We start from the raw sequence: 21,133 nt of genomic DNA on the forward strand, positions 1-21,133 counted from the left end.
GTTCAGTGCTTTATTCCTTCTCTGCTGTATAAACCATAACGCATTTCACAAATGTATCTTTAATAATTTTGTTTAATTCTCTCATATTTTCGAATTGCTCAACTTTAATTTGATTACAAATAGTATTATAAATTTCTTTAGGTAATTCTGTAGAATAACTTTTATTAAATTTTTTAATAATATCTGTAACTCGGAATTCAACGAACTTTTTTTTATTTTTAGCACTCAATAAAGTGAAGAAGCCTTTGTAATCTAATCTAGACCTTAATTCAGGTGATATTATCTTAGGAAAATCTTCTTTACTAATATTTGAAGTGAAAATTATAATAAACCCATTCAGGTCAATATCTTCTGAGAGAGAACTCCCCATTTTTCCATTTTCCAATACGTCTAGAAAATAATTAAATAAAGTTGTATTAGATTTTTCAAATTCATCAATTAATATTAATCCAGTATCTGAACCTTTTACTCTAATAAATAATTCTCCAGTATCACTACCAATATATCCTCTTGGACTTCCAATTAATGAATTCAATGAATTATCACTACTATAATTACCAAAATTTACTTTAGCTAGTTTTTCTTTTCCTTTTAATGATTTATGGATTGCTCTTGCAACCTCTGTTTTTCCAACACCTGAATCTCCCATTAAGAATATAGAAAGAATTTTATGTTCTCCTAACTTATTGAATACCCGGAAATTTCTAATTAATTCTTCAAAATCCGTTTTAAACTTATCGTGTCCATAAATTCTTTCTGCAAATGATTTTGTGAAATCGGAAATTTCATTGTTACTTAAATCTATTATTTTTCTGTGTTTTAATTTCTTAAGATTTCCTTCAACTTCTTTTCCATCTATTACTTCGAATTCCTCTACAATATCAAGATCTTTAAACTCCTCAAAGCAAAACCTAAGTTCATATTCGAATTTTTTTTTGAAATTATTATCTGCTATAAATTTTGTTTCTTGTGGAAATAGAGGAAATAAAGATTCAGAGTTATATTGAATGCCATTGATGTGTGCTAAAGAACTTATATCTACTATTTGACTATATTTATTAACTTCTGATGCATTATCAAAATTGCGTAGGCTTTCTGTAATTGAAATTATATCTATTCCTTCTTTAGATTTTAGTTCTCTATAAAAATCAAAATAATTTTTATTGTAAAATAATAGTTTGTCAATCATTTTACTCTGGAAGTGTTACGTTTTGGACTATTGCTAATAAATCGATATAATGAAATTCTTTATTATCTTGATTCGAACTGAAGAACAAATGATTTGAATTTTCTGTTTTTGTCGTGAATTGGCTATCTTGAATTTCTTGATTTTCTTGCTTTTCGTTTTTTGGGTTATTATTAAGGTTTTGCATATTTCCAACTTCTTGGAAGAATTCGAAAGAATTTTTTAAAGAATCAACTTTGATTTTTCCTTTATATAGACCGACTATCGAAACTTTACCTATAAATAAATCGTCAACGCTATATGAGCTTTCAAATTCACTTTCAAAAGTATGTGGAATTTTAACTAATAATTCTTCTTCTGAATCATTAATTGTTCCTCTTATTTTATATGCATAATCTTTAAACATTGAATTGAACAGGTTGTTTATATCAAAACCATCTGTACCAGGGATGTTCATTCCTTTAAAAGTACCACTTGCAAATAATTTAACTGTTCTTAATTCGGCTTCATTTTCTAGAGAAAGATTAACGTTATCTATCTTAATCAATTTTCCTTCTTTTAATTGAGAAAAGTCAGTAACCGTTTGACTTTTTTCTATAATCTCATTTAAAATGATTGATTTAGTTGTTTTTATTTCAAATGTTTCAAGTACTTTCTGAGAGTCCGATTTAATATTTTTCCTTCCTGCTTCTATTCCCGTATTAAAAATCGTTAAAAAATTAGCACCTAATTTTCCTCGATAATCAATTTCTTTCCCTTTATTTTGGTCTGTTTGTTCCTCTCTACTTAATGCAATTACATTACCAAGCATCATTTTAATCTCGTAAACCTTGGGGAAGTTGATATAGTAAATATTAAATATCATTTGATTTTATTTTTTTTTATGAGAGTGCTCTTTCGCATTGCACACAATTCAATTGATATCGAACGTTTTAATGTTTTATATCAGAAGTTAAACGAAGTTAACATTTTTTTTGACAAACTAAAATGAGATTCTAAAGCAAAAAAAACATCTTTTTAGAGTTGCTTTAAATGTGTCTAACTCTACTCTAACACTATCGTTTTATTTTTCGGGTATTTAACCAGGTATCTTAAAATAAAGTTTTTACTTTCATTTGGTGCAATTGTAAATTCCCATTTTATTTCACCAGATTCAGGAGTTTTTTTCGCCCCTGAAATTTCTGAAACTTCAATTTTTATTTCATCGTTTGTCGAAACAGGAACTTGGTCGTATATCACCATGTTAATTTGTTGTGATTTATTGTTTTTTACATCAATATTCCATCCTCTAGATTCTTCCTTTTTACTACCCATAAAATTCTTAGAGATAAATTCTTTTACCTTCTCTCTTTTTACACTTACATTTTTATCCCTTCCAAGAGATATTTGCAAAGTATCGGTAGCATATCTAACATCTAACAATGTTTTACCAATATAGGTACCTTCAAAAAAGATGTTTGCTTCACCCTCCAATAAATTGTATTGCTCCCAATTAGATATGTTCGCGATTAAGAAAGCATCTTTATCAATTTTAGGTACAGCGTAATACTGATAGAATGCAGACAAATTATAAGTGTCAATATCAACAGAATAACTTTTATTATCAGATTTTATCGTGTAAGGAGTTTTTATTTCAAAGTTTACGGTGGTCTGGTTTTCTGTTTGAACAGTTGGGACAGGCAAACTACTTGCTCCTCGAATATTAACCCCAGAAACTGTGCCTTGAAGAGCTTTCGTTATAGATTTACTTTTACGAGAAGTTCCGTATCCTATTACAACGACTTCATCTAATGTTGCTGAATCTTCTTCTAACATTATATTTAGTACTTCACTTTGAATAGGTTTGGTCTGACTGATAAATCCTAAATAAGAAAACACTAAAGAACTCTCATTATTAGGAATTGTTATTGAGTATTTACCATCAAAATCTGTTGATGTTCCTATTGTGGTTCCTTTTATTAACACCGTAGCGCCTGGTAGCGGATCGTTGTTTTGATCTAATACAACTCCTGATACTTCATTAGTGGTTCTATTGTAAACAGGAGGACGTGTGTTGTAATTTAGAAAGTAGGTTTTAAGTTCTGGCGCAACTCCAGATACATTAGGGTTTGCAGACGATAAGTTTAATTTTACATTATCCCAACTGATCTTAGTATCTTGTTTAATATTTGCCTTATAAATAAGTTGAACTGGTTCGTTTACGTTTTTTGCTCTTATGTCATAAGTTGGAAACCAACCCGCATTTTCTACAACATACGATAATTCAAAATTTATAGTAGCATTAGTTTTAGCTTCTACTTTTACCAAAATCTCTCCATTAGGAAATTCCTTTTTTCCTGATATTGTATTTATTTGATTTGTTAAATCTCTACTTGCTATGGTCAGATTTTGTAAGGTATTGTTTCTTTCAATCTCTTTAATTTTAAGTTCTTTTAGTTTAGTACCAAAAAAGATGGATGCATTTTTAAGATTAGTAACACTTACCTCTTGGTTTTTACCTCCAATATTTCTATTTTCTTTAAGAAAAGCTAATTCTTCTTTCAAGATTTGCAAATAGGTGCGTTCTAATACTATTTTATCATCAACTTCTTTAAGTTTCGTTTCTAGATCAATTAACTCTTGTTGTTTGTCTAATTTTTCTATAAAATTTTGTTGATGATTTACTGCAAAAACGGTAATATTTCCTTCTGCTTTTACCTGAATACTTTTAGCATCAATAAAAGGGGATAAATTAGAGAATTTTAAGATTGTTTTACCCTGTTTTACTTGAACCGTTTTTTTTCTTGTTATTTGAGCTCCTTCTAGAAATACAGTAACCTCATTAACATTGGTAGCTATTTTTTTTTCAACTATTTCTTGAGAATATGTGTTGCAAAATAATAAGCAAAAAGCAATTAGTAAAGGAAATTTAATGTTAGCCATTTTATTGTTTTGTTCAGTAGTTAGGTACAACGCTATTGATATCGGGGGTTTTAATATTTTATATCAGAAGTTAAACGAAGTTACCGTATTTATTTAACAAATTCAAATTTGCTTTTACATAAAAAACCACCTCATTAGAGGTGGTTTTTACGCTATTTAATATAGGTATACCCTTAGGGTAATAAAAGTCTATTTATGGATTTGTAGACCATAAAGAAGCTCCTTTAAGCATGGCTCTTCTTGGTAATTTTAATCCAGCTACAATTAACTCTGCAAAGTCTTCTGGTTGTAAAACAGAGTCTTCAGAATCTTTGTTTGCAATACCTAATTCTACAGACATATCAGATGCAATAGTACTTGGTGTTAACGTACAAACTCTAATGTTGTTTTTACGAACTTCTTTCATTAAAGATTCCGACATACCAATTACTGCAAATTTAGAAGCAGAATATGCTGATGTAGTTGCATTTCCGTTTAATCCTGCAGTAGAAGCAACATTAAAAATATCACCCTCATTTTTATCAATTAAATAAGGTAAAACTTCTTTTGTTACATGATACATTCCCATAACATTGGTTTGTATAATTTGGGTCCATTTGCTAACTTCCATGTCGTTTAAAGAACCAAAAGCTGCAATTCCTGCATTGTTTACTAAAATATCTACAGTACCTAAAGAGTTTACAATGTTTTTGATTCCTGTTTTAACTTCTTCATAAACACCAACATCAAAAACTTCGTAAATCGCTTTAACGCCAAATGCTTCTAGTTCTGCAACTGTTTCTTTTAAAACGGCTTCAGTTCTACCAGTTATGGCAATATCAATTCCTTCTTTAGCAAAGGCTATAGCGGTTGCTTTTCCTAAACCTCTTCCGCCACCTGTAATAATTGCTTTTTTGTTTTTTAAATTTTCCATTTTTAAATTTTTAAAGTCTGACTATTTTTCTAAACAAAAAACCATCTGAATTTCAGATGGTTTTTAAATTTTTATTCAATAAAGATTATTTATTAGAATCTTGCTCTAACAAATCAAAGAATTGATCTAATTTAGGCATGATGATAATTTTTGTTCTTCTGTTTATTGCTTTATTAGCAGCAGTATTATTGTCTACTAAAGGAACATATTGACTTCTACCAGCTGCAATTAATCTACTTGGTTTAACTCCGAATTTATATTGTAAAATTCTTGTTATAGAAGTTGCTCTTAAAGCAGATAAATCCCAGTTGTCTTGAATAACAGTTCTTTTTATTGGTGTAGAATCTGTATGACCTTCAATCATAACTTCCATTTCTGGTTGGTCTTTAATTACTTTAGATATTTTTTCTAAAACAGTGTATGCTTTGTCTGTTACATTATAGCTACCGCTTTTAAATAATAACTTGTCTGAAATAGAAATAAATACTACAGTTTTTTCTACATTAACCTGTATGTCTTCATCCTGAATTCCGTCTGTTAAGTTTTTAGTTAAGTGGTATTTAATTGCAAGGTTTAATGAATCTTTTTGAGTCATTGCAGCTCTAATACCGTTTATAAATTTGTCTTTTTCACTTAACTGTGTAATAACGTTTTTAATATTATCAGAAGAAGATTGTGTTAAAACCGTTAAGTTTTCAACTTGTTTTAAAGCACCTTTTTTATCCTCTTTTAAAGAGTTAATTTGCTCTGTTAGTGTAGCTACATCTTTTTCGCTTTCAATTAAACACTTCTGTAAAGTTGCTTTTACATCTACTAATTCTGTTGTAGTTTGATCATGTTCGTCTTGTAAAGTAACAAACTTCTTTTTAGAAACACAAGAACTAACTATAACTGCAGTCAATAATAAGATTGATATTTTTTTCATTGGTAATAATATTTAATTAAGTGAACAAATTTAACGAATTGTTACTACAAAAAACAGTATAAATGATATTTTATGAAAACTTTATGTTCTATGTTTGTAAAAGATTTTAAATTTTATGATTCTAAAAAATAAAGTTATAATTACTATCGTTTTACTATCGTTTCTTTCTTGTTCTAAAGAAAAAACAAAAGACTATACCTTAACAGGCCACGTTTTTGGTACCACTTATAAGATTGTTTATTTAGATGGTGCTAAGGACTATCAAACCTCTTTAGATAGTCTGTTTTTTTTAATGAATAAATCCTTATCAACCTATATTCCTAGTTCAGATATTTCTAGAATTAACAAAGGAGATTCTACAGTTATTGTTGATGATTTATTTTTAGAGGTTTTTAAAAAATCGAAAAGAATTTATACGGAAACCAATGGTTATTTTGATCCTACTGTTGGAAACCTAGTTAATGCTTGGGGTTTTGGTCCAAAGAATGAAAGGATCAATTTAAACGAAGATCAAGTAAAACAAGAAATGCAGTATGTTGGTTTAGATAAAGTGACTATTGTTAATGGTAAAATTAAAAAACAAGATCCTAACATTTATTTAGATTTTAACTCTATTGCCAAAGGATTCGGAATTGATGTGGTAGCTCGTTTTCTAGATAGTAAAAATATCTCGAACTATTTAGTTGAAATTGGTGGAGAGATTAGGGCAAAAGGGATAAAAAAAGAAAATCATCCTTGGGTTATAAAATTAGTAAATCCTATAAAAAAGGACAGTATAAAAGGATATCGAAAAATAAATTTGTCTAATAAATCGATGGCTACTTCGGGTAATTATAGAAAGTTTAGAGTTACCAAAGACGGACATAAATACGTGCATACTGTAAATCCTAAAACTGGGTATGCTGAAGAAAGTAATTTATTGAGTGCTTCTGTAATAGCGGGTATAGATTGTGCAGATACAGATGCGTATGCCACTGCTTTTATGGCCATGGGATTAGAGAAAGCGAAAGAATTTTTAGATATTCATAAAAACATTGATGCTATCTTATTATTTAATAACGAGAATGGAGAATTAGAAGAATACACAACAATTGCCTTTCAGTAGTTCACCGTTTACGCTGTGTTTTTGCTATCTTGCATTGTAGATACATAACGCTGAATAATTGGTATTAATATGATGAGATTACTTCTAACACTTTTATGCATAATTTCTTTTACATTCACAAATGCGCAGTCTAACACAGACATTGCTAATGTGTATTTAAGGAGAGCAAAAGAAGCGGTAGAAACCAATGTAAATTACAAAGAAGCATTAGTGCAATTTGAAAAAGCATTAAAGTATGTCGATTCAATTTCAGACAAGAACTTAGCAACCTTAGCTTCCTCTATTTATTATGAAAATTATCAATTTCAAACTACTGATAAAGAAAAAATAGCATTTCTTAAAAACTCGGAAACTTATAGTAGACGGTATTTTGTTTTAGAACAAGATAATACTGCCGAAGGGTATACCAAAAACTTAGAGAGTCTTATTTTAATTCAGGAATCTATAGAATCTTTAGAAACCAAGTTAAAGAAAGAGGAGGAACAACGTCTTAGAAGAGAGAAAGCGTCTAAAAAAATAGATTCACTTAAAAGTCTTTGGAATCAAAAATCTGAATCCCTTTCTATAAACGTAGATAAGATTTATAATTTTAATACGAACAATGTAGCTCTTTTTAAAAAGGATGGAAATTTTGGAGTTATAGATGATAGAGGTAGAATTATTGTAGCAGCCACCGATTATAAAGACGCCATATCTTCCGAAGGTTTTATTTTATTAAAGAATAAAAAAGTGAATCCTGATCAAATTTATTCTTTCAATACAAATAATAAAAAAGGGTTTGTTCTACCAAATGTCACTGAGTTTAATCCACTTGCCACAGATTACGGTCAAGTAATGTTGCCTAGAGGGAATGGTTGGGTGGTTACGTATCCAGATAACTCTTTTGAGCCGTTGGTGTATGATTTGAAAGATCAAAAAATCATTAAAATTCCTAATGAAGAAGACTTATTAAAATCCTTAAAAAAGGAAGATGTAGTTGACAGATTTAATAAAGACAGTGAGGTTAAAATAAATAAAGTTTGGTATCAGTTTGGAGGTCATTTAGGAGGAGGCGTATATTCACTATATTCTGAAGACAGTTATAAAGTCCGTTCTTTCTTGTTTTCTACCAATAAAGAAATAATAAGTGCTGATGCTGGATTTGAATATATTGGAGCTTATTATAAAGAAACCTTTCAGGCGATTAAAAAAGGTAAAGTTATTTGGATCAACCCAGAAGGAGTGAAAGTAAGTGATGTTAAAGATGGCTATAAAAAATATTCAGGAGACTCTAAAGTGGTGCAATTAGCGTCGGGTACATATCAAATTATAAGAAACGAGGTAATTGTATTGGGTGATAAAGAATTAGAAAAATTAAGTGATTTTTTAAGAAAACACAAAAAGAACTAATTTTTATAGCACACCGGAAGAATTTCATTTTTCATTAAGCAAAATCTTGCTAATTTTTCTGGAGCAATTTTTTTTGTGTAATCTACTTCATCCACCTTAAAACCGATAGAACGTAGTTTGTCAAAATAATCTCTACCATACACTCTTACATGATCATACTGTCCAAAAATTTCTGCACGCTCTTTTCTGTCTGTGATGGTGTCGTCTTCAAAAGTTGTTTCTCTAGATAAATCTTGCGGAATTTGAAAAATACCAAATCCGCCTTTTTTAAGCACTCTAAATAGCTCTTGCATGGCTTTAGTGTCATCTGTAATATGTTCTAACACATGATTACAGAAAACAACATCAAAAGAGTTGTCATCAAAAGGTAAGTCGCAAATATCTGCTTTTACATCTGCAATAGGAGATTCTAAATCAGAGGTGATGTACTCTAAGTTTTTCTGCTTTCTAAAAATGTCTAAAAAACATTGTTCTGGAGCAATGTGTAAAGTTTTTAGTTTTTCTGTTGATGTAAAAAAAGGAGTTTCATCTCTTAAAAACAACCACATTAAACGGTGTCTTTCTAAAGATAGAGTAGAAGGAGAAAGTGCGTTTTCTCTTTGTTTACCATATCCGTAAGGTAAAAACTTTCTAAAACTCTTGCCATCTATTGGGTCTGTAAATCTATCGCCTTTTAAAGAAAAAGCAATAATTGGTCGTACTAGATAACTAGCTTTTATTAACCAAGGTCTTGGGATGGTATTTAGAATGGATTTAAAAAATTTCATGGCTATTTCACAGAGATTCGCAGAGTATTATCACAGAGAATCACAGAGTTTTTAAATTGTGTTTATAAAACGTTTTAATCCGTTTTTTAATAGTTTTGTATGGAAATTAATTAATAATCCTAATGGATAATTACCTAATTTCATATATGTTAAAATTTGAGCGGAATGAACATCTGTAAAAGCTTCGACAGTTTTTAGTTCTAAAACTATTTTATCTTCAACTAATAAATCAATTCTATAACCGTGATCTAATTTTATATCTTTATAAATAATAGGTAATGAAACTTCCTTTTTTACTTTTAAACCTAGATTTTTTAATTCAAAGAATAAACACTCTTGATATGCAGATTCTAACAAACCAGGACCAAGAGTTTTATGAACTTCAATGGCTGCACCTATAATTTTTTCTGTTATTTTAGTATCCATAGTTTATATATAAAATGGTTTTATAATATAAACAATTTCTCCGTGAAACTCTTTTACAGCACAATCAAATAACCTCTGTGAATCTCGGTGTAAAAACTATTGTCTGAATGCATCCTCCTCATCGGTAACAATCCCCAATGCGTCGTGTACATATTTAAACGTAGAAAGTAATTCTGGTTTACCGTTTACAATAGCAACATCATGCTCAAAATGCGCAGAAGGTTTGTTGTCTAAAGTTGTAATTGTCCAACCGTCTGAATGTTGTTTAATTTTATGAGTACCTAAGTTTGTCATTGGTTCTATGGCAACTACCATACCTTCTACAAACTTTTTACCACGACCTCTTTTTCCGTAGTTTGGCATTTCTGGATCTTCGTGCATTTCTCTTCCTAATCCATGACCTACCAATTCTCTTACTACACCATAACCATGGTCTTCAGAAAACTTTTGAATAGCATAACCAACATCACCAACTCTATTTCCTGCCTTAAATTCTTTAATACCAACGTATAAACTAGCTCTAGTTACATCTAGTAATTTTCTAGTTGCTGGTTCAATCTCTCCAACAGCAAAAGTGTAGGCGTGATCTCCGTGAAAACCATTCTTATATGCGCCACAATCTATAGAAATAATATCGCCTTCTACTAATGGGTTTTTATTTGGAATACCGTGTACAACTTGGTTATTTGGACTCATACAAAGTGAATTTGGAAAATCGTATAATCCTAAGAAACCAGGTACAGCACCTTCAGATCTAATAAAGTCTTCGGCAAGTTTATCTAAGTACAAAGTAGAAACTCCGGGTTTTACTTCTTTAGCAAGCATACCTAACGTTTTAGAAACGATTAGTGCGCTTTCTCTCATCAATTCTATCTCTTCTCTTGTTTTTATCTTAATCATGTTAAAAAAATTGAATGGCAAAGTTACTATAATTTAGGTAGAATGAAGTAAGGTTTGTCTATTTGAAAAAAGAGAAAAACCCTTTTTTCTTTTTTTTAGGTGGCTCGTAATTAAAAATAGCTTTGTGTATTTCTGTCCAACCTAAAAAGCCTCCAACATTTCTGTCGTCTATAAATAAATCTGCATGTATTTTACGACTGTGTTTTTCATCGTATTCCTCTTCAGGGAAATTTTTGTTTACTGCATAAAATTCAATGTTGTTTTCTTTACAGAAAGCAACTGCTTCATCTAATTTTTTTCCGTGTCTGTAAGTCCATAGAATTAATCGATGCCCTTGAGATTGTAGCCTTTTTAAGGTGTCGAAAGCAAAAATTATTTCTTCACCTATTTTTGGATACGCATCTTCTACAATGGTACCATCAAAATCTACGGCAATAATTAGTGGGTTATTAGGTATCATTAATTGTCGTAAGAATGTTTATAAGGTTCTCCAGAAACAATTTTCAGTATGTCTTTCTCTAAAGATTCACGGGCATATTCTACATATCTACCAATTTCTTTTCCATCTCTATAAAAGATAAAAGTTGGTACTCTTTTTATGTCGAAACCTTCCTGTAAATTATCAGGAGTTTTTTTACTTACGTCAACAGTAATAAGCTCAAAATTATTTAAGTTAAAATCCGTTTGTTCTAGAATTTTATATAAATGAGGTGTTTCTCTTTTACTATCTCCACACCAAGTTCCCATAAAACCTTTAATTGTAATACCTTTTAACTCACTTTTAAGAGCGGTAATTGTTGCTGGGTCTGGAGTATAACGCTCTAACTTCTGATTAAACCAAGTGCTATAAGGGATTTGTTGAAAAGAGGCTTTGTTAGCCACTCCAATCAAATCCCCACTTTGATTTTTAACTGCAAGTACTTTTTGAGTTTCAGTTACTTTTTGTTGGCTAATGCAAGATGCAAATACCATAATACAAGCCAATAAAAAGACTTTTTTCATAAGTTGAGTTGTTTTAATTATAATAAAGAATGTTGTGTCATTTCTTTTGGTTGTGCTACATTCATCAAATCTAAAATTGTAGGAGCAATATCACCTAAAACACCACTGTTTACAGATTTTATTTCTTTATCAATTAAAATAAAAGGAACTGGGTTTGTAGTGTGTGCTGTATGAGGAGATCCATCAGGATTCATCATTGTTTCACAGTTACCATGATCTGCAATTAATAAAATAGAATATCCATTATCTAAACCAGTTTCTATAACTTCTTTAGCACAAATATCTACAGCTTCACAAGCTTTTATTGCAGCGTCCATCATTCCTGTATGTCCAACCATATCACCATTTGCAAAGTTTAAGCAAACAAAATCAGCTTCACCTTTCTTTAAATCTTCACACAAAGCATCTTTTAATTCGTAAGCAGACATTTCTGGTTTTAAATCGTAAGTAGCAACTTTTGGTGAGTTTCTTAAAATTCTAGATTCACCTTCAAACGGTGTTTCTTGTCCTCCAGAAAAGAAAAATGTAACGTGCGGATATTTCTCTGTCTCTGCAATACGAATCTGTTTTTTACCTGCTTTAGATAAAACTTCTCCTAAAGTATTTTTAATATTATCAGTATTATAAATAACATTAATTCCTTTAAAACTTGCATCATATAAAGTGATGGTTGTAAAATAAAGGTCTAATTTTTTCATTCCAAATTCAGGGAAATCATTTTGAGACAACGCGTTTGTCAATTCTCTACCTCTATCTGTTCTGTAGTTAAAGAAAAGTACCACATCACCTTCTTTAATTTGTGCTTTTGGCGAACCATCTTCATTGGTTACAATGATTGGTTTGTGAAACTCATCTGTAATACCAGCTTCGTAATTCGTTTTTATAGTATTAATAATATCAGTTGTTTTTGTACCAACTCCATTAACAATACCATCATACGCTTCCTTTACACGTTCCCAACGGTTATCTCTATCCATTGCGTAATAACGACCTGTTACAGTTGCTATTTTACCGGTACTTTTATCCATATGTTCTTGTACCTCATTTAAGAAATAAGGAGCAGATTTAGGATCACAATCTCTACCGTCTGTAAATGCGTGTAAATACACATTATCTACTTTATTTTCTTTAGCAACATCTAATAATCCTTTTAAGTGATTAATGTGTGCATGAATTCCTCCATTAGAAACCAAACCTAATAAATGAACATCTTTGTTATTCTCTTTTGCGTATTTAAAAGTATCTAATAATACTTTTTCTTGCCCTAAAGTATTTTCTTTAACAGCTTTATTAATACGAGCTAGATTCTGATATACAATTCTACCAGCACCTAAATTCATGTGTCCAACTTCAGAATTTCCCATTTGTCCTTCTGGCAAACCAACATGTTCTCCGTCTGTCCTTAATTGAGCATTTGGATATTTGTCGTATAAACCGTTTATAAAAGGAGTTTTTGCATTGTAAATAGCAGATACCTTAGGGTCTTGTGTAATTCCCCAACCATCTAAAATCATTAATATAACTTTCTTGTCCATTGTCTTAAAATTGAACAGTAAAATTAAGAAATATTTTGCCGTTTATGTTGATTTTATTAAATTTTTACGAAACCGATAACGTAAATTAACATTGCAAAAGAGCAGTATAATTTCTGTATGATGTATTCTAATTTTTAGGTTGTTTTATTGATAAAAGAATTACTCAATATAGTTTAAAGCGATTAATATCGCAGTAATCATTACTACAAGTATCAATACTTTTCTTTTAAAGATGGTGTTGTTTTCTGCTATCAATTTTTTTTTAAGCTGCTCTAACTCATATGGAGTTGCTTTTTTATCAAAATGAAGTTCACTTTTTTCGTTTTTTTTATGGCCTTTGATTTTATCAAAAGTAGAAACACGACTTCTTTTATTCGCTTTTAAACTCGCAATCATTGCAGCAACTGAACCTCCAAAACTCATAGTATTTATTTTTTGTTACTTATAGGTAGCTGAAAAGGACTAATTGTTACAATAAAAAAAATATAGATTATGATAAATGTGTGTAAAAGTGATTTTAACATGTTTAAAATAAATAATCATTATTTTAAAGCGTATTATTGTAAGAATAATTCAATACTTTTTTAATGAGTCTCCATTTCGAATTAAACGAAGTCACTAAAAAATTACCCAAACATTTACACAAGTTTGTGGTACAGCAGCCGTATGAAGAATATACAGCACAAAACCAAGCTGTTTGGCGTTATGTAATGAGAATGAATGTGGATTACTTAAGCAAGGTTGCTCATAAATCTTATATAAGCGGATTAGAAAAAACGGGTATTTCTGTAGAAAACATTCCTTATATGGCAGGAATGAACAGGATTTTAAAAGAAATTGGTTGGGCTACGGTTTCGGTTGATGGTTTTATTCCGCCAAATGCATTTATGGAATTTCAGGCATATAATGTTTTGGTAATTGCGTCGGATATGCGAACCATAAATCATATAGAATATACACCAGCACCAGATATTATCCACGAAGCAGCAGGTCATGCGCCTATTATTTCAAATCCTGAATATGCAGAATATTTACGAAGGTTTGGAGAAATAGGTAGTAAAGCAATTTCCTCTGCTAAAGATTATGAAATGTATGAAGCCATCAGGCTTTTATCCATCTTAAAAGAAAATCCAAATTCAACAGAAAGTGAAATAGATGACGCGGAGCAAAAAGTAGCCTATCTGCAAAATAATATGGGGAAATTGTCTGAAATGGCACAAATTAGAAATTTACATTGGTGGACTGTAGAATACGGGTTGATTGGTACTTTAGAGAATCCTAAAATATACGGAGCAGGTTTACTTTCCTCTATTGGAGAGAGTGCCTGGTGTATGCAAGATGAAGTGAAAAAAGTTGCGTATTCTATTGATGCAGCTACCGTTAATTTTGATATTACAAAACCGCAACCGCAATTATATGTAACGCCAGATTTTGCTTATTTAAGCTTGGTGTTAGATGAATTTGCCAATACAATGGTAATAAGAACTGGCGGATTAAAAAGTATTCATAAATTGATAAATTCTGATAATTTAGGAACCATCGAATTGACAACGGGAATTCAAATTTCGGGTGTTTTTACCAAGGTTATTCAGTTTAAAAACAATAAAGTAGCTTATTTTCAAACTACAGGTGCAACTGCATTGTCTAATAGAGATAAAGAATTAATTGGACATGGAATTACTAGTCATGCTAGTGGTTTTGGGAGTCCGGTTGGTAAATTAAAAGGAATTAATTTGCCCATAGAAGATATGAGCCCGAGAGATTTAAAAGCGTACGGAATTTACGAAGGTGAATTTATGACTTTAGAGTTTGAGAGTGGCGTTATTGTAAAAGGAAAAGCAATTACCGGAACTAGAGATTTGCGAGGTAAAATTTTAATTATTTCTTTTGATGATTGCACGGTTACTTATAAGGAGGAAGTTTTGTTTCAACCAGAATGGGGAATTTATGATATGGCAGTTGGTAAAGAGGTAGTTTCTGCCTATGCAGGTCCTGCTGATGTAGACTCGTTTTTAGGTCTAGGAAAAGTATCTGAAACCAAAACACATAAAATTAAATATTCAGAAAGTGAACAAGAATTGTATGCCTTGTATGATGAAGTCAGGTGTCTAAGAGAAGAAGAGACTTCGACCAATAAAAAAATAACAGAAATATTTAATCAGTTAAATAGCAAATTTCAAGGAGATTGGTTGTTGCTTTTAGAATTATATGAATTAGCTTTGCAAAGTAATTTTTCTATTAAGGAGACCATTTTAGAAAGATTAGAAGTTTTAAAATGTAACAAAAGCTACACAAAGCTAATTGAAAATGGGTTAATTTTGTGTCAAGTTTAATATTAAAATAAAAACAACATGGGTCTATTTGACATGTTTAAAAGAAAAGATATGAGTGCAGAAATTAAAGAATACTTAGAAAAAGGAGCTGTAATTCTAGATGTAAGAACACAAGAAGAGTGGGATGAAGGGCATACAGAAGGAGCAGAACACGTAGTTTTAACGGTTATTCCTTTAGAAGTTGAAAAAATTAAAGCTTGGAACAAACCTGTAATTGCTGTTTGTAGAAGTGGAGCAAGAAGCGGACAAGCAACTCAGTTTTTAGAAAAACATGGAGTAGATGTTATAAATGGAGGTCCTTGGCAAAACGTAGATCAACACGTTTCTTAAAAATAAACGTTTGTAAAACCTGTTTTAAAGAAGGGTTTTATTGAAAAGATAAAAAAAAATAGAATTTTAACTTCGTGTTAGAATTCTATTTTTTTTGTTTAATATTAAAAAGTTTATTTCTTGAAACCCTTTTTTTTGTGTCTTTGTAATCTGTTGTATTTTTTTATAGAATGTGTCGCTTTTCTAATAAAAGCAAAGATTCCACCTAGCATTGCACCTACAAAAGCTCCCATTGTTAATGGATCAAAATTATGACCAGTAATAAGGTATTTGATATAGAAAACAATGATTCCTATAAAAATAGAAACTATAAAAACTTTTATTTTAGATTTTGATATATGTGCGTAAATACCACAAATAAATCCTGTTATTATTGAGGTTGCCGTAATTTTTGTTAAAATGAGTTTTGATATATTAATTTCATCTGAAACAAAAATGGATGTTATAAACATGCCTAGTAACAGTCCTGAAATTATACCAATTAATATTTTCTTACTCATTTTTGGAGGTTAAAGTTATAAGAAGGGAATTTACATAAAATTTTTAAGTAAATTAATTTTATTTTTTTGTGCTTTAAAAATTGATAAAAGGAAACTGAACTTTTAACTTGTCTTTTTTTACTTCTAGATTTTTTAAAAATTGCTGATGTTGTGCTGAGTTTTCGTTAAAAGGTCTGTGAGAAAGTCCCTTTTGAATTACATCCACTTCTTTCATAGTTAAAGCGGTCTCTTCAGAAAACCAAGTGGCAACAAATTTTTCCCAAATATAATTAATGGCAGTTTTATTGGGATGCACCATATCTTCTGCATAAAAACGATAATCTCGTAATTCATCCATCATAATTTCATAACTCGGAAAATAATGCGTGTTTTCTTTATGGTTTACAACATTATGAACCGCAGCAATTAAATGAGATTTACTCTGTGTATTTTCTACAAAACCATCTTTTAAATGACGTACAGGAGAAACCGTAAAAAGTATTTGGATATCTTTATTTATAGATTTTAAAAGTACAAGTATAGCTTCTAAACTCTCTGAAATTTCATCAACAGAAAGTAATTCTTTTAAAAATTTTTTCTGTGGAATTTTATGGCAATTGGCTACAATTGTATCTATTTCAAGATAACGATACACCCAAGAAGTTCCCAATGTAATTATAATGTGTGTTGCTTCTTTTAGTTGTTTGTTAGTTGATGAAATAGCAGAATTTAAATTTTCTAAGAGTTTACTTTTATCTGGGGAACTTAAGTTAGAATGTGCATCAAAACTATGCCAGCGTTCATTTTGGAAAATTAAATCTGTTTCCGTGTATTCTTTTTCATTTATGGCATTTGTAATTAAATTTTCAATTGCTTTTGGGTGAAATAAAATTCCGAATGGATTTTGGTTAGATTGAAACTTAAAATAATTGAGCTTATCTCCAATGTTTTCTGAAAAACAAGAGCCTAATAATACAATTTTTGAATCATAAATTATTTGATTTAAAAGCTCTTTTTTTAACGGGATTTTAGTTTGAAGTTGCATTGGATAAAGATAAAATAAAAATTTTGACTCTTTGATGCTTGTTTTTAAATTTATTTTATATACCTAATAATCTTCATCTATTTAAAAAAAATAAAAACAACTTTTCTTCTTTAATTAAATACATAATATCACTTTCAGAAAATAACATTTATCGGTAATTAATTGAATGTTGATTAATCAGAAATTGATTGTATTTTTGTTCACATGTAATTATTTAGTTATGAGTTTTTCTAGTAGTACTTTTAGCAATTTTTTTTTATGTTTTTCATTAATAATTATCATTTCATGTTCTGATGATGAGGAAGATATAATAAGTAATGAAATATTAATAGAGACCATTTCAAATGAGAATATTAATGAAGGAGGAGTTGTTTTAAAAGGTAGATTTACGAACGTTAATGAAAATGTAGATTTTGGGTTTGTTTTATCAGGCATAGAAGGAGGAACCTATAACCAATTAGGAGAAGTTAAAATAATTAAAAATGTTTTAGATAATGAATATTCCATCGAATATAGATCAGGCTTAAAAGAAGGTAAAAAATATTATTTTAATGTTTTTATAATTTTAAATGGAGAGTATTTCTATGGAAAAGAAAAACTTTTTGTTTCTAATGGTAGTGCAATACCAATTATTAAAGAGTTATCATCAAGTAAGTTGAGTCTTTTAGATACCCTTTTAATTAAAGGTTCTTATTTTTCCCAAAACCCAAAAGTTTATTTTTCTAATGTAGTAGCTGTTCCTTTTGTGAGTTCAGATTCATTAATTAAAGTGGTAGTTCCTTTTCCTAAAAACAATTATTTATTAACTAAACCTTATTCTAAAATAAAAATTGTTAATGAAGATAATCAAGAAAATACAATCAGTAATTTTTCTTTAAATACTCCTAGAATTGATTCTATTGTTCCGAAACGAATTACAGATTCTGATACATTAAGAATTTATGGAGATTATTTCGATGCTAAAAGATCAAATATGGTCACTACTATATCAGATAATCAACAATATAATTATAAGATAATAAAATCTAGTAAAAATATAATTATCCTTGAGCCTTCAATAATAAGAAAAAAGAACCCTATTATAGTTGTTAGAAGTCAGCTTACAAATGTGACAAAACAAATGGAGGTATTAATGCCCGAAATTACTTCTATACCAACAAACTGCCTTTCTTTTGAAGATGACTTAGTAATAAAAGGAGCTAATTTCCCTTTAAATAATGATAGGTTTATTATAAAGTTAGAAGATAATTATCTTTCTCCTTATATAGCAACTAGAGATAGTTTAGTTTTTAAAATAGACAATGGTTATAAATTTAAAGATTTTAAAGACAATGAAATTTCAATAAACTATTTAAATGAAGTTAACATAGCTAAAGATAAAATATGCATAGATGAACCTTGGTTAAAAGTAAATAATGATTATGAGGGACACGGTGTAATTAAAATGTTTACATTCAACGAAGACATTTATGCTTTAGGATTTACATACACGAATTGGGATACTCTTAAAGATGTTTTTAAACTGAATAAAAATACTTTTAATTTTGAAAAAGTTACTGATGAAAATTTTAATAAAGAGTATTCCTCTAATTCTGGGAGGTTAAATGTTTTTTATAAAGATAAAATGTATTCAAAAAAATACCTTTCTAGTAATGATGATTTATTTGCTAGTTATAATATATTAACAAATGATAAAAAAGAGTTATCAGATTTCCCTGGAGTACTAAGAGAGTACGGTTTTATGGTTGTTGTTGGGGATTACATCTACACAGGTTTAGGTGAAAGGTATTTTAGAGAACCTATGAGAGATATTTGGAAATATTCTATTATAAATAATTCTTGGGAAAAAATTATAGATAATTTTCCGGAAATTACCTCTTCTTACGAAACATCTAAATTAAACCCTTTAGTTTTTGTCGATAATAATAAAATTTACATTGGTTCTGGGCAAGTTAATAAGCAATTAGATTTTTGGGAATTAGATACCGAAAATAACCAAATAACAAAAAAGTTAGATTTGCCTGATGCATTTAAAAATCTTTCTGTAAACTCAAATAATGCACTTTTTATAGAAAATAAAACGTATTTTCATAATCAATCTATGTTTGAATATGATTCAAATAATGATATTTGGAAAAACTACATTACTAATGGAGAAAGGTATAGCGGTGCTGGATATTTTTATTTAAATGATGAAATTTATATGAAATATGATAGAGCTATTTATAAATTTAATTCTGAGTATTTAAAGTAATTATTAAATTTATAAATTGCTCTAAAAATCATAAAAAAATAAAGTTGATGTATTAACGTTAGAGATTTTATTTTCATTTTTCACAAATAAAATTTGGTTATCTTTTGTAAAAGTAGCAATATCATAGTTGATAGCTATTTTTTTCATGATATTAAAATTATTTGTATCATATAAACGAGCCCAACCCAAAGCTAAGTTACCATTTGGAGAAACAGTTTGTATGTCAACATCATTACCTTCATCTTTAAAAACACCAATTCTCTTTAAATTACTATCAAATAAGTAATTATTCCAATAAATTTTATTGTTATTCAACGTTACTCCAGCTCTTTGATAAGAACTACTACTTATTTGTTCAACTATAGAAAAAGTGTCATTAGTTGTTCCTATTTTAGTTAAAAAAGAACTTGAGGTATTGCTTTCACCATGATATATATTCTGATTATTATCTAATTCAAAATCGCCATGAGAAAAACTTGAATAGGCAGCAGGAATTGTTGTGTTGTAATAAATATCGGTGTTATTTGTTAGATCATAAATTCTAAATTCTGTAGAACCACTAGTTGGAGGTGTAATGTGATAATAAAGCTTATTATTGATTCCTATTTCTATTTTGTGAGCAGGTCTTAATAAAGAAAAACTAGACTCAAGTTGTCTTGTGTTTAAGTTTACTTTTTGAATTACATTGCTCCTAGAACACAAGTATAAATAATTTCCAGATGGATCTATGTCTATATCCGTAAATCTATAATTTGTTAATATTCTTTTAACCTCTTTGTTTTCAATATTTATAAAAGACAATCCATATCCAGTAGAATTTGTACTATAAATATTATCTATGTTTACAATTCCATAAGCATAATTCCTATTTGGATCTTTTATTATTTTAGAAATTGGGTAATCTAATTTTTTAAAATTTCCTAAAGTAATAGAATCAATATTACTGCCAACATAAATGGGAGATTTGGTAGTTCTTTTCAAGAAAACTTTATAATAATATTTTGTTGCTAAATAAGCATTAGAATCAATAAAAGTAGTATCGTTAATATTTGTTGTACTATAAATTAAATCATCTTTTTTATTGTTGATATTGTTTTTATAAGGAGATCTATAAACATCATAACTATCAAAAGAAAGATCTTCTGTTTTGCTCCAAGATATACTAGAAGTGTTTTTTTTATCAGTAATTGGATAAAGCCAAATAGAATTATAAACGATTATTTCATCATACACACTTTCGTCTATTTCATTATAGATATTCAATCTAATAAAATGTATGTTTTTAGATAAGTTAGATGTAGAGAATTTTGTTTCTCCATTTTCATCAATAGTACTTTCATTTAAAGTTCCATAAACATCACTAACCCAAATTGCTTTTAAAGTTGAAAAATCTTTTAAATTAGGTGATGATATCTGTCCTTTAAACTCTATTATACTGTTTGGTGAAAAAGCTTGTTTATTGATAGGTGATATTATTTCTACAGATAAATCGTTAATATCAGATATTATATCTTTGTCTTCATCACTATTACATGATAGTAACAATAAAGTAAACAGTATGAAAATATTATAAAAACGTATCATATTTAATAAACTTATATTTCAAAACAAAATTAACTTTA

General features: G+C 29.2%; 20 protein-coding genes. 5 read left to right on the plus strand and 15 right to left on the minus strand.

Features of this window, described 5'->3' with window-relative positions:
* Positions 1 to 10: 10 nt before the first annotated feature.
* The 5 genes from WHD08_RS13865 to WHD08_RS13885 all read right to left on the minus strand — a co-directional run bounded on the left by WHD08_RS13865 (position 11) and on the right by WHD08_RS13885 (position 5,946).
* Entirely contained in the window at positions 11 to 1,189 is a 1,179-nt protein-coding gene (locus WHD08_RS13865; protein WP_208890422.1) for an AAA family ATPase, read from the minus strand.
* A gap of 1 nt (position 1,190) precedes the next feature.
* Positions 1,191 to 2,051 carry a hypothetical protein gene (locus tag WHD08_RS13870; RefSeq protein WP_244183310.1) on the minus strand — a complete coding sequence of 287 codons (861 nt, stop codon included), beginning with the start codon at positions 2,049 to 2,051 and terminating at the stop codon, positions 1,191 to 1,193.
* Positions 2,052 to 2,230: 179 nt separating this feature from the next.
* The gene (locus tag WHD08_RS13875) at positions 2,231 to 4,108 is read right to left on the minus strand and encodes a mucoidy inhibitor MuiA family protein (RefSeq protein ID WP_208890421.1); all 1,878 of its coding nucleotides are present in this window, start codon (positions 4,106 to 4,108) and stop codon (positions 2,231 to 2,233) included.
* A 193-nt stretch (positions 4,109 to 4,301) separates the two neighbouring features.
* Positions 4,302 to 5,021 (minus strand): 3-ketoacyl-ACP reductase, encoded by a 720-nt coding sequence (locus tag WHD08_RS13880; protein WP_208890420.1) that lies wholly within the window; start codon positions 5,019 to 5,021, stop codon positions 4,302 to 4,304.
* Positions 5,022 to 5,106: 85 nt separating this feature from the next.
* Positions 5,107 to 5,946 carry an OmpA/MotB family protein gene (locus WHD08_RS13885; RefSeq protein ID WP_208890419.1) on the minus strand — a complete coding sequence of 280 codons (840 nt, stop codon included), beginning with the start codon at positions 5,944 to 5,946 and terminating at the stop codon, positions 5,107 to 5,109.
* 115 nt (positions 5,947 to 6,061) lie between these two features.
* Between WHD08_RS13885 and WHD08_RS13890 the strand changes: the two genes are divergently transcribed.
* Positions 6,062 to 7,051, plus strand: a complete 990-nt coding sequence (locus tag WHD08_RS13890; protein WP_165731839.1) for an FAD:protein FMN transferase — start codon at positions 6,062 to 6,064, stop codon at positions 7,049 to 7,051.
* 69 nt (positions 7,052 to 7,120) lie between these two features.
* The gene (locus WHD08_RS13895) at positions 7,121 to 8,440 is read left to right on the plus strand and encodes a hypothetical protein (RefSeq protein ID WP_208890418.1); all 1,320 of its coding nucleotides are present in this window, start codon (positions 7,121 to 7,123) and stop codon (positions 8,438 to 8,440) included.
* Here WHD08_RS13895 and WHD08_RS13900 read toward each other — a convergent pair.
* From WHD08_RS13900 to WHD08_RS13930, 7 genes are all read right to left on the minus strand, one after another.
* Positions 8,437 to 9,207: a class I SAM-dependent methyltransferase gene (locus WHD08_RS13900; RefSeq protein ID WP_208890417.1), complete on the minus strand. Its 771-nt coding sequence runs from the start codon at positions 9,205 to 9,207 to the stop codon at positions 8,437 to 8,439. The genes WHD08_RS13895 and WHD08_RS13900 overlap by 4 nt on opposite strands.
* A gap of 51 nt (positions 9,208 to 9,258) precedes the next feature.
* Entirely contained in the window at positions 9,259 to 9,633 is a 375-nt protein-coding gene (locus WHD08_RS13905; RefSeq protein WP_208890416.1) for a GxxExxY protein, read from the minus strand.
* Between the two features lie 96 nt (positions 9,634 to 9,729).
* A complete protein-coding gene (gene map / locus WHD08_RS13910) occupies positions 9,730 to 10,533 on the minus strand; it encodes a type I methionyl aminopeptidase (RefSeq protein ID WP_165731842.1) in 804 nt (267 codons plus the stop codon).
* Positions 10,534 to 10,591: 58 nt separating this feature from the next.
* A complete protein-coding gene (locus tag WHD08_RS13915; protein WP_208890415.1) occupies positions 10,592 to 10,993 on the minus strand; it encodes a BT0820 family HAD-type phosphatase in 402 nt (133 codons plus the stop codon).
* Positions 10,993 to 11,535 carry a thioredoxin family protein gene (locus WHD08_RS13920; RefSeq protein WP_208890414.1) on the minus strand — a complete coding sequence of 181 codons (543 nt, stop codon included), beginning with the start codon at positions 11,533 to 11,535 and terminating at the stop codon, positions 10,993 to 10,995. The genes WHD08_RS13915 and WHD08_RS13920 overlap by 1 nt, the downstream gene beginning before the upstream one ends.
* 17 nt (positions 11,536 to 11,552) lie before the next feature.
* Positions 11,553 to 13,070 (minus strand): 2,3-bisphosphoglycerate-independent phosphoglycerate mutase, encoded by a 1,518-nt coding sequence (gpmI, locus tag WHD08_RS13925; protein WP_208890413.1) that lies wholly within the window; start codon positions 13,068 to 13,070, stop codon positions 11,553 to 11,555.
* A 159-nt stretch (positions 13,071 to 13,229) separates the two neighbouring features.
* Positions 13,230 to 13,493 carry a hypothetical protein gene (locus WHD08_RS13930; protein WP_208890412.1) on the minus strand — a complete coding sequence of 88 codons (264 nt, stop codon included), beginning with the start codon at positions 13,491 to 13,493 and terminating at the stop codon, positions 13,230 to 13,232.
* A gap of 164 nt (positions 13,494 to 13,657) precedes the next feature.
* Here WHD08_RS13930 and WHD08_RS13935 point away from each other — a divergent pair, with 164 nt between their 5' ends.
* Positions 13,658 to 15,403 (plus strand): aromatic amino acid hydroxylase, encoded by a 1,746-nt coding sequence (locus tag WHD08_RS13935; protein WP_208890411.1) that lies wholly within the window; start codon positions 13,658 to 13,660, stop codon positions 15,401 to 15,403.
* 18 nt (positions 15,404 to 15,421) lie between these two features.
* Positions 15,422 to 15,733 carry a rhodanese-like domain-containing protein gene (locus WHD08_RS13940; RefSeq protein WP_340832815.1) on the plus strand — a complete coding sequence of 104 codons (312 nt, stop codon included), beginning with the start codon at positions 15,422 to 15,424 and terminating at the stop codon, positions 15,731 to 15,733.
* A gap of 113 nt (positions 15,734 to 15,846) precedes the next feature.
* Here the strand turns inward: WHD08_RS13940 and WHD08_RS13945 are convergent, their stop codons facing one another.
* Both WHD08_RS13945 and WHD08_RS13950 read right to left on the minus strand, forming a co-directional pair.
* Positions 15,847 to 16,233 carry a hypothetical protein gene (locus WHD08_RS13945; RefSeq protein WP_208890410.1) on the minus strand — a complete coding sequence of 129 codons (387 nt, stop codon included), beginning with the start codon at positions 16,231 to 16,233 and terminating at the stop codon, positions 15,847 to 15,849.
* A 73-nt stretch (positions 16,234 to 16,306) separates the two neighbouring features.
* The gene (locus WHD08_RS13950; RefSeq protein ID WP_208890409.1) at positions 16,307 to 17,257 is read right to left on the minus strand and encodes a GSCFA domain-containing protein; all 951 of its coding nucleotides are present in this window, start codon (positions 17,255 to 17,257) and stop codon (positions 16,307 to 16,309) included.
* Between the two features lie 220 nt (positions 17,258 to 17,477).
* On the opposite strand from WHD08_RS13950, the gene WHD08_RS13955 reads away from it, so the two are divergent.
* Positions 17,478 to 19,511, plus strand: coding sequence for an IPT/TIG domain-containing protein (locus tag WHD08_RS13955; protein WP_208890408.1), 2,034 nt, complete (start codon positions 17,478 to 17,480; stop codon positions 19,509 to 19,511).
* Positions 19,512 to 19,532: 21 nt separating this feature from the next.
* Here WHD08_RS13955 and WHD08_RS13960 read toward each other — a convergent pair whose 3' ends face one another.
* Complete coding sequence (locus WHD08_RS13960; RefSeq protein ID WP_208890407.1) at positions 19,533 to 21,095, minus strand: YncE family protein; 1,563 nt, start codon at positions 21,093 to 21,095, stop codon at positions 19,533 to 19,535.
* Positions 21,096 to 21,133 lie beyond the last annotated feature (38 nt).

The organism is Polaribacter sejongensis, from assembly GCF_038024065.1.
Lineage (GTDB): Bacteria > Bacteroidota > Bacteroidia > Flavobacteriales > Flavobacteriaceae > Polaribacter > Polaribacter sejongensis.

Excerpts from the sequence above, each read along its gene's own strand:
- WHD08_RS13895 (WP_208890418.1), top strand. The coding sequence starts at position 7,121 with ATGATGAGATTACTTCTAACACTTTTATGCATAATTTCTTTTACATTC.
- WHD08_RS13950 (WP_208890409.1), bottom strand. The coding sequence starts at position 17,257 with ATGCAACTTCAAACTAAAATCCCGTTAAAAAAAGAGCTTTTAAATCAA.
- map (WP_165731842.1), bottom strand. The coding sequence starts at position 10,533 with ATGATTAAGATAAAAACAAGAGAAGAGATAGAATTGATGAGAGAAAGC.
- WHD08_RS13905 (WP_208890416.1), bottom strand. The coding sequence starts at position 9,633 with ATGGATACTAAAATAACAGAAAAAATTATAGGTGCAGCCATTGAAGTT.
- WHD08_RS13870 (WP_244183310.1), bottom strand. The coding sequence starts at position 2,051 with ATGATATTTAATATTTACTATATCAACTTCCCCAAGGTTTACGAGATT.
- WHD08_RS13920 (WP_208890414.1), bottom strand. The coding sequence starts at position 11,535 with ATGAAAAAAGTCTTTTTATTGGCTTGTATTATGGTATTTGCATCTTGC.
- WHD08_RS13915 (WP_208890415.1), bottom strand. The coding sequence starts at position 10,993 with ATGATACCTAATAACCCACTAATTATTGCCGTAGATTTTGATGGTACC.
- WHD08_RS13960 (WP_208890407.1), bottom strand. The coding sequence starts at position 21,095 with ATGATACGTTTTTATAATATTTTCATACTGTTTACTTTATTGTTACTA.
- WHD08_RS13930 (WP_208890412.1), bottom strand. The coding sequence starts at position 13,493 with ATGAGTTTTGGAGGTTCAGTTGCTGCAATGATTGCGAGTTTAAAAGCG.
- WHD08_RS13955 (WP_208890408.1), top strand. The coding sequence starts at position 17,478 with ATGAGTTTTTCTAGTAGTACTTTTAGCAATTTTTTTTTATGTTTTTCA.
- WHD08_RS13880 (WP_208890420.1), bottom strand. The coding sequence starts at position 5,021 with ATGGAAAATTTAAAAAACAAAAAAGCAATTATTACAGGTGGCGGAAGA.
- WHD08_RS13900 (WP_208890417.1), bottom strand. The coding sequence starts at position 9,207 with ATGAAATTTTTTAAATCCATTCTAAATACCATCCCAAGACCTTGGTTA.
- WHD08_RS13885 (WP_208890419.1), bottom strand. The coding sequence starts at position 5,946 with ATGAAAAAAATATCAATCTTATTATTGACTGCAGTTATAGTTAGTTCT.
- WHD08_RS13945 (WP_208890410.1), bottom strand. The coding sequence starts at position 16,233 with ATGAGTAAGAAAATATTAATTGGTATAATTTCAGGACTGTTACTAGGC.
- WHD08_RS13935 (WP_208890411.1), top strand. The coding sequence starts at position 13,658 with ATGAGTCTCCATTTCGAATTAAACGAAGTCACTAAAAAATTACCCAAA.
- WHD08_RS13875 (WP_208890421.1), bottom strand. The coding sequence starts at position 4,108 with ATGGCTAACATTAAATTTCCTTTACTAATTGCTTTTTGCTTATTATTT.
- gpmI (WP_208890413.1), bottom strand. The coding sequence starts at position 13,070 with ATGGACAAGAAAGTTATATTAATGATTTTAGATGGTTGGGGAATTACA.
- WHD08_RS13890 (WP_165731839.1), top strand. The coding sequence starts at position 6,062 with ATGATTCTAAAAAATAAAGTTATAATTACTATCGTTTTACTATCGTTT.
- WHD08_RS13940 (WP_340832815.1), top strand. The coding sequence starts at position 15,422 with ATGGGTCTATTTGACATGTTTAAAAGAAAAGATATGAGTGCAGAAATT.
- WHD08_RS13865 (WP_208890422.1), bottom strand. The coding sequence starts at position 1,189 with ATGATTGACAAACTATTATTTTACAATAAAAATTATTTTGATTTTTAT.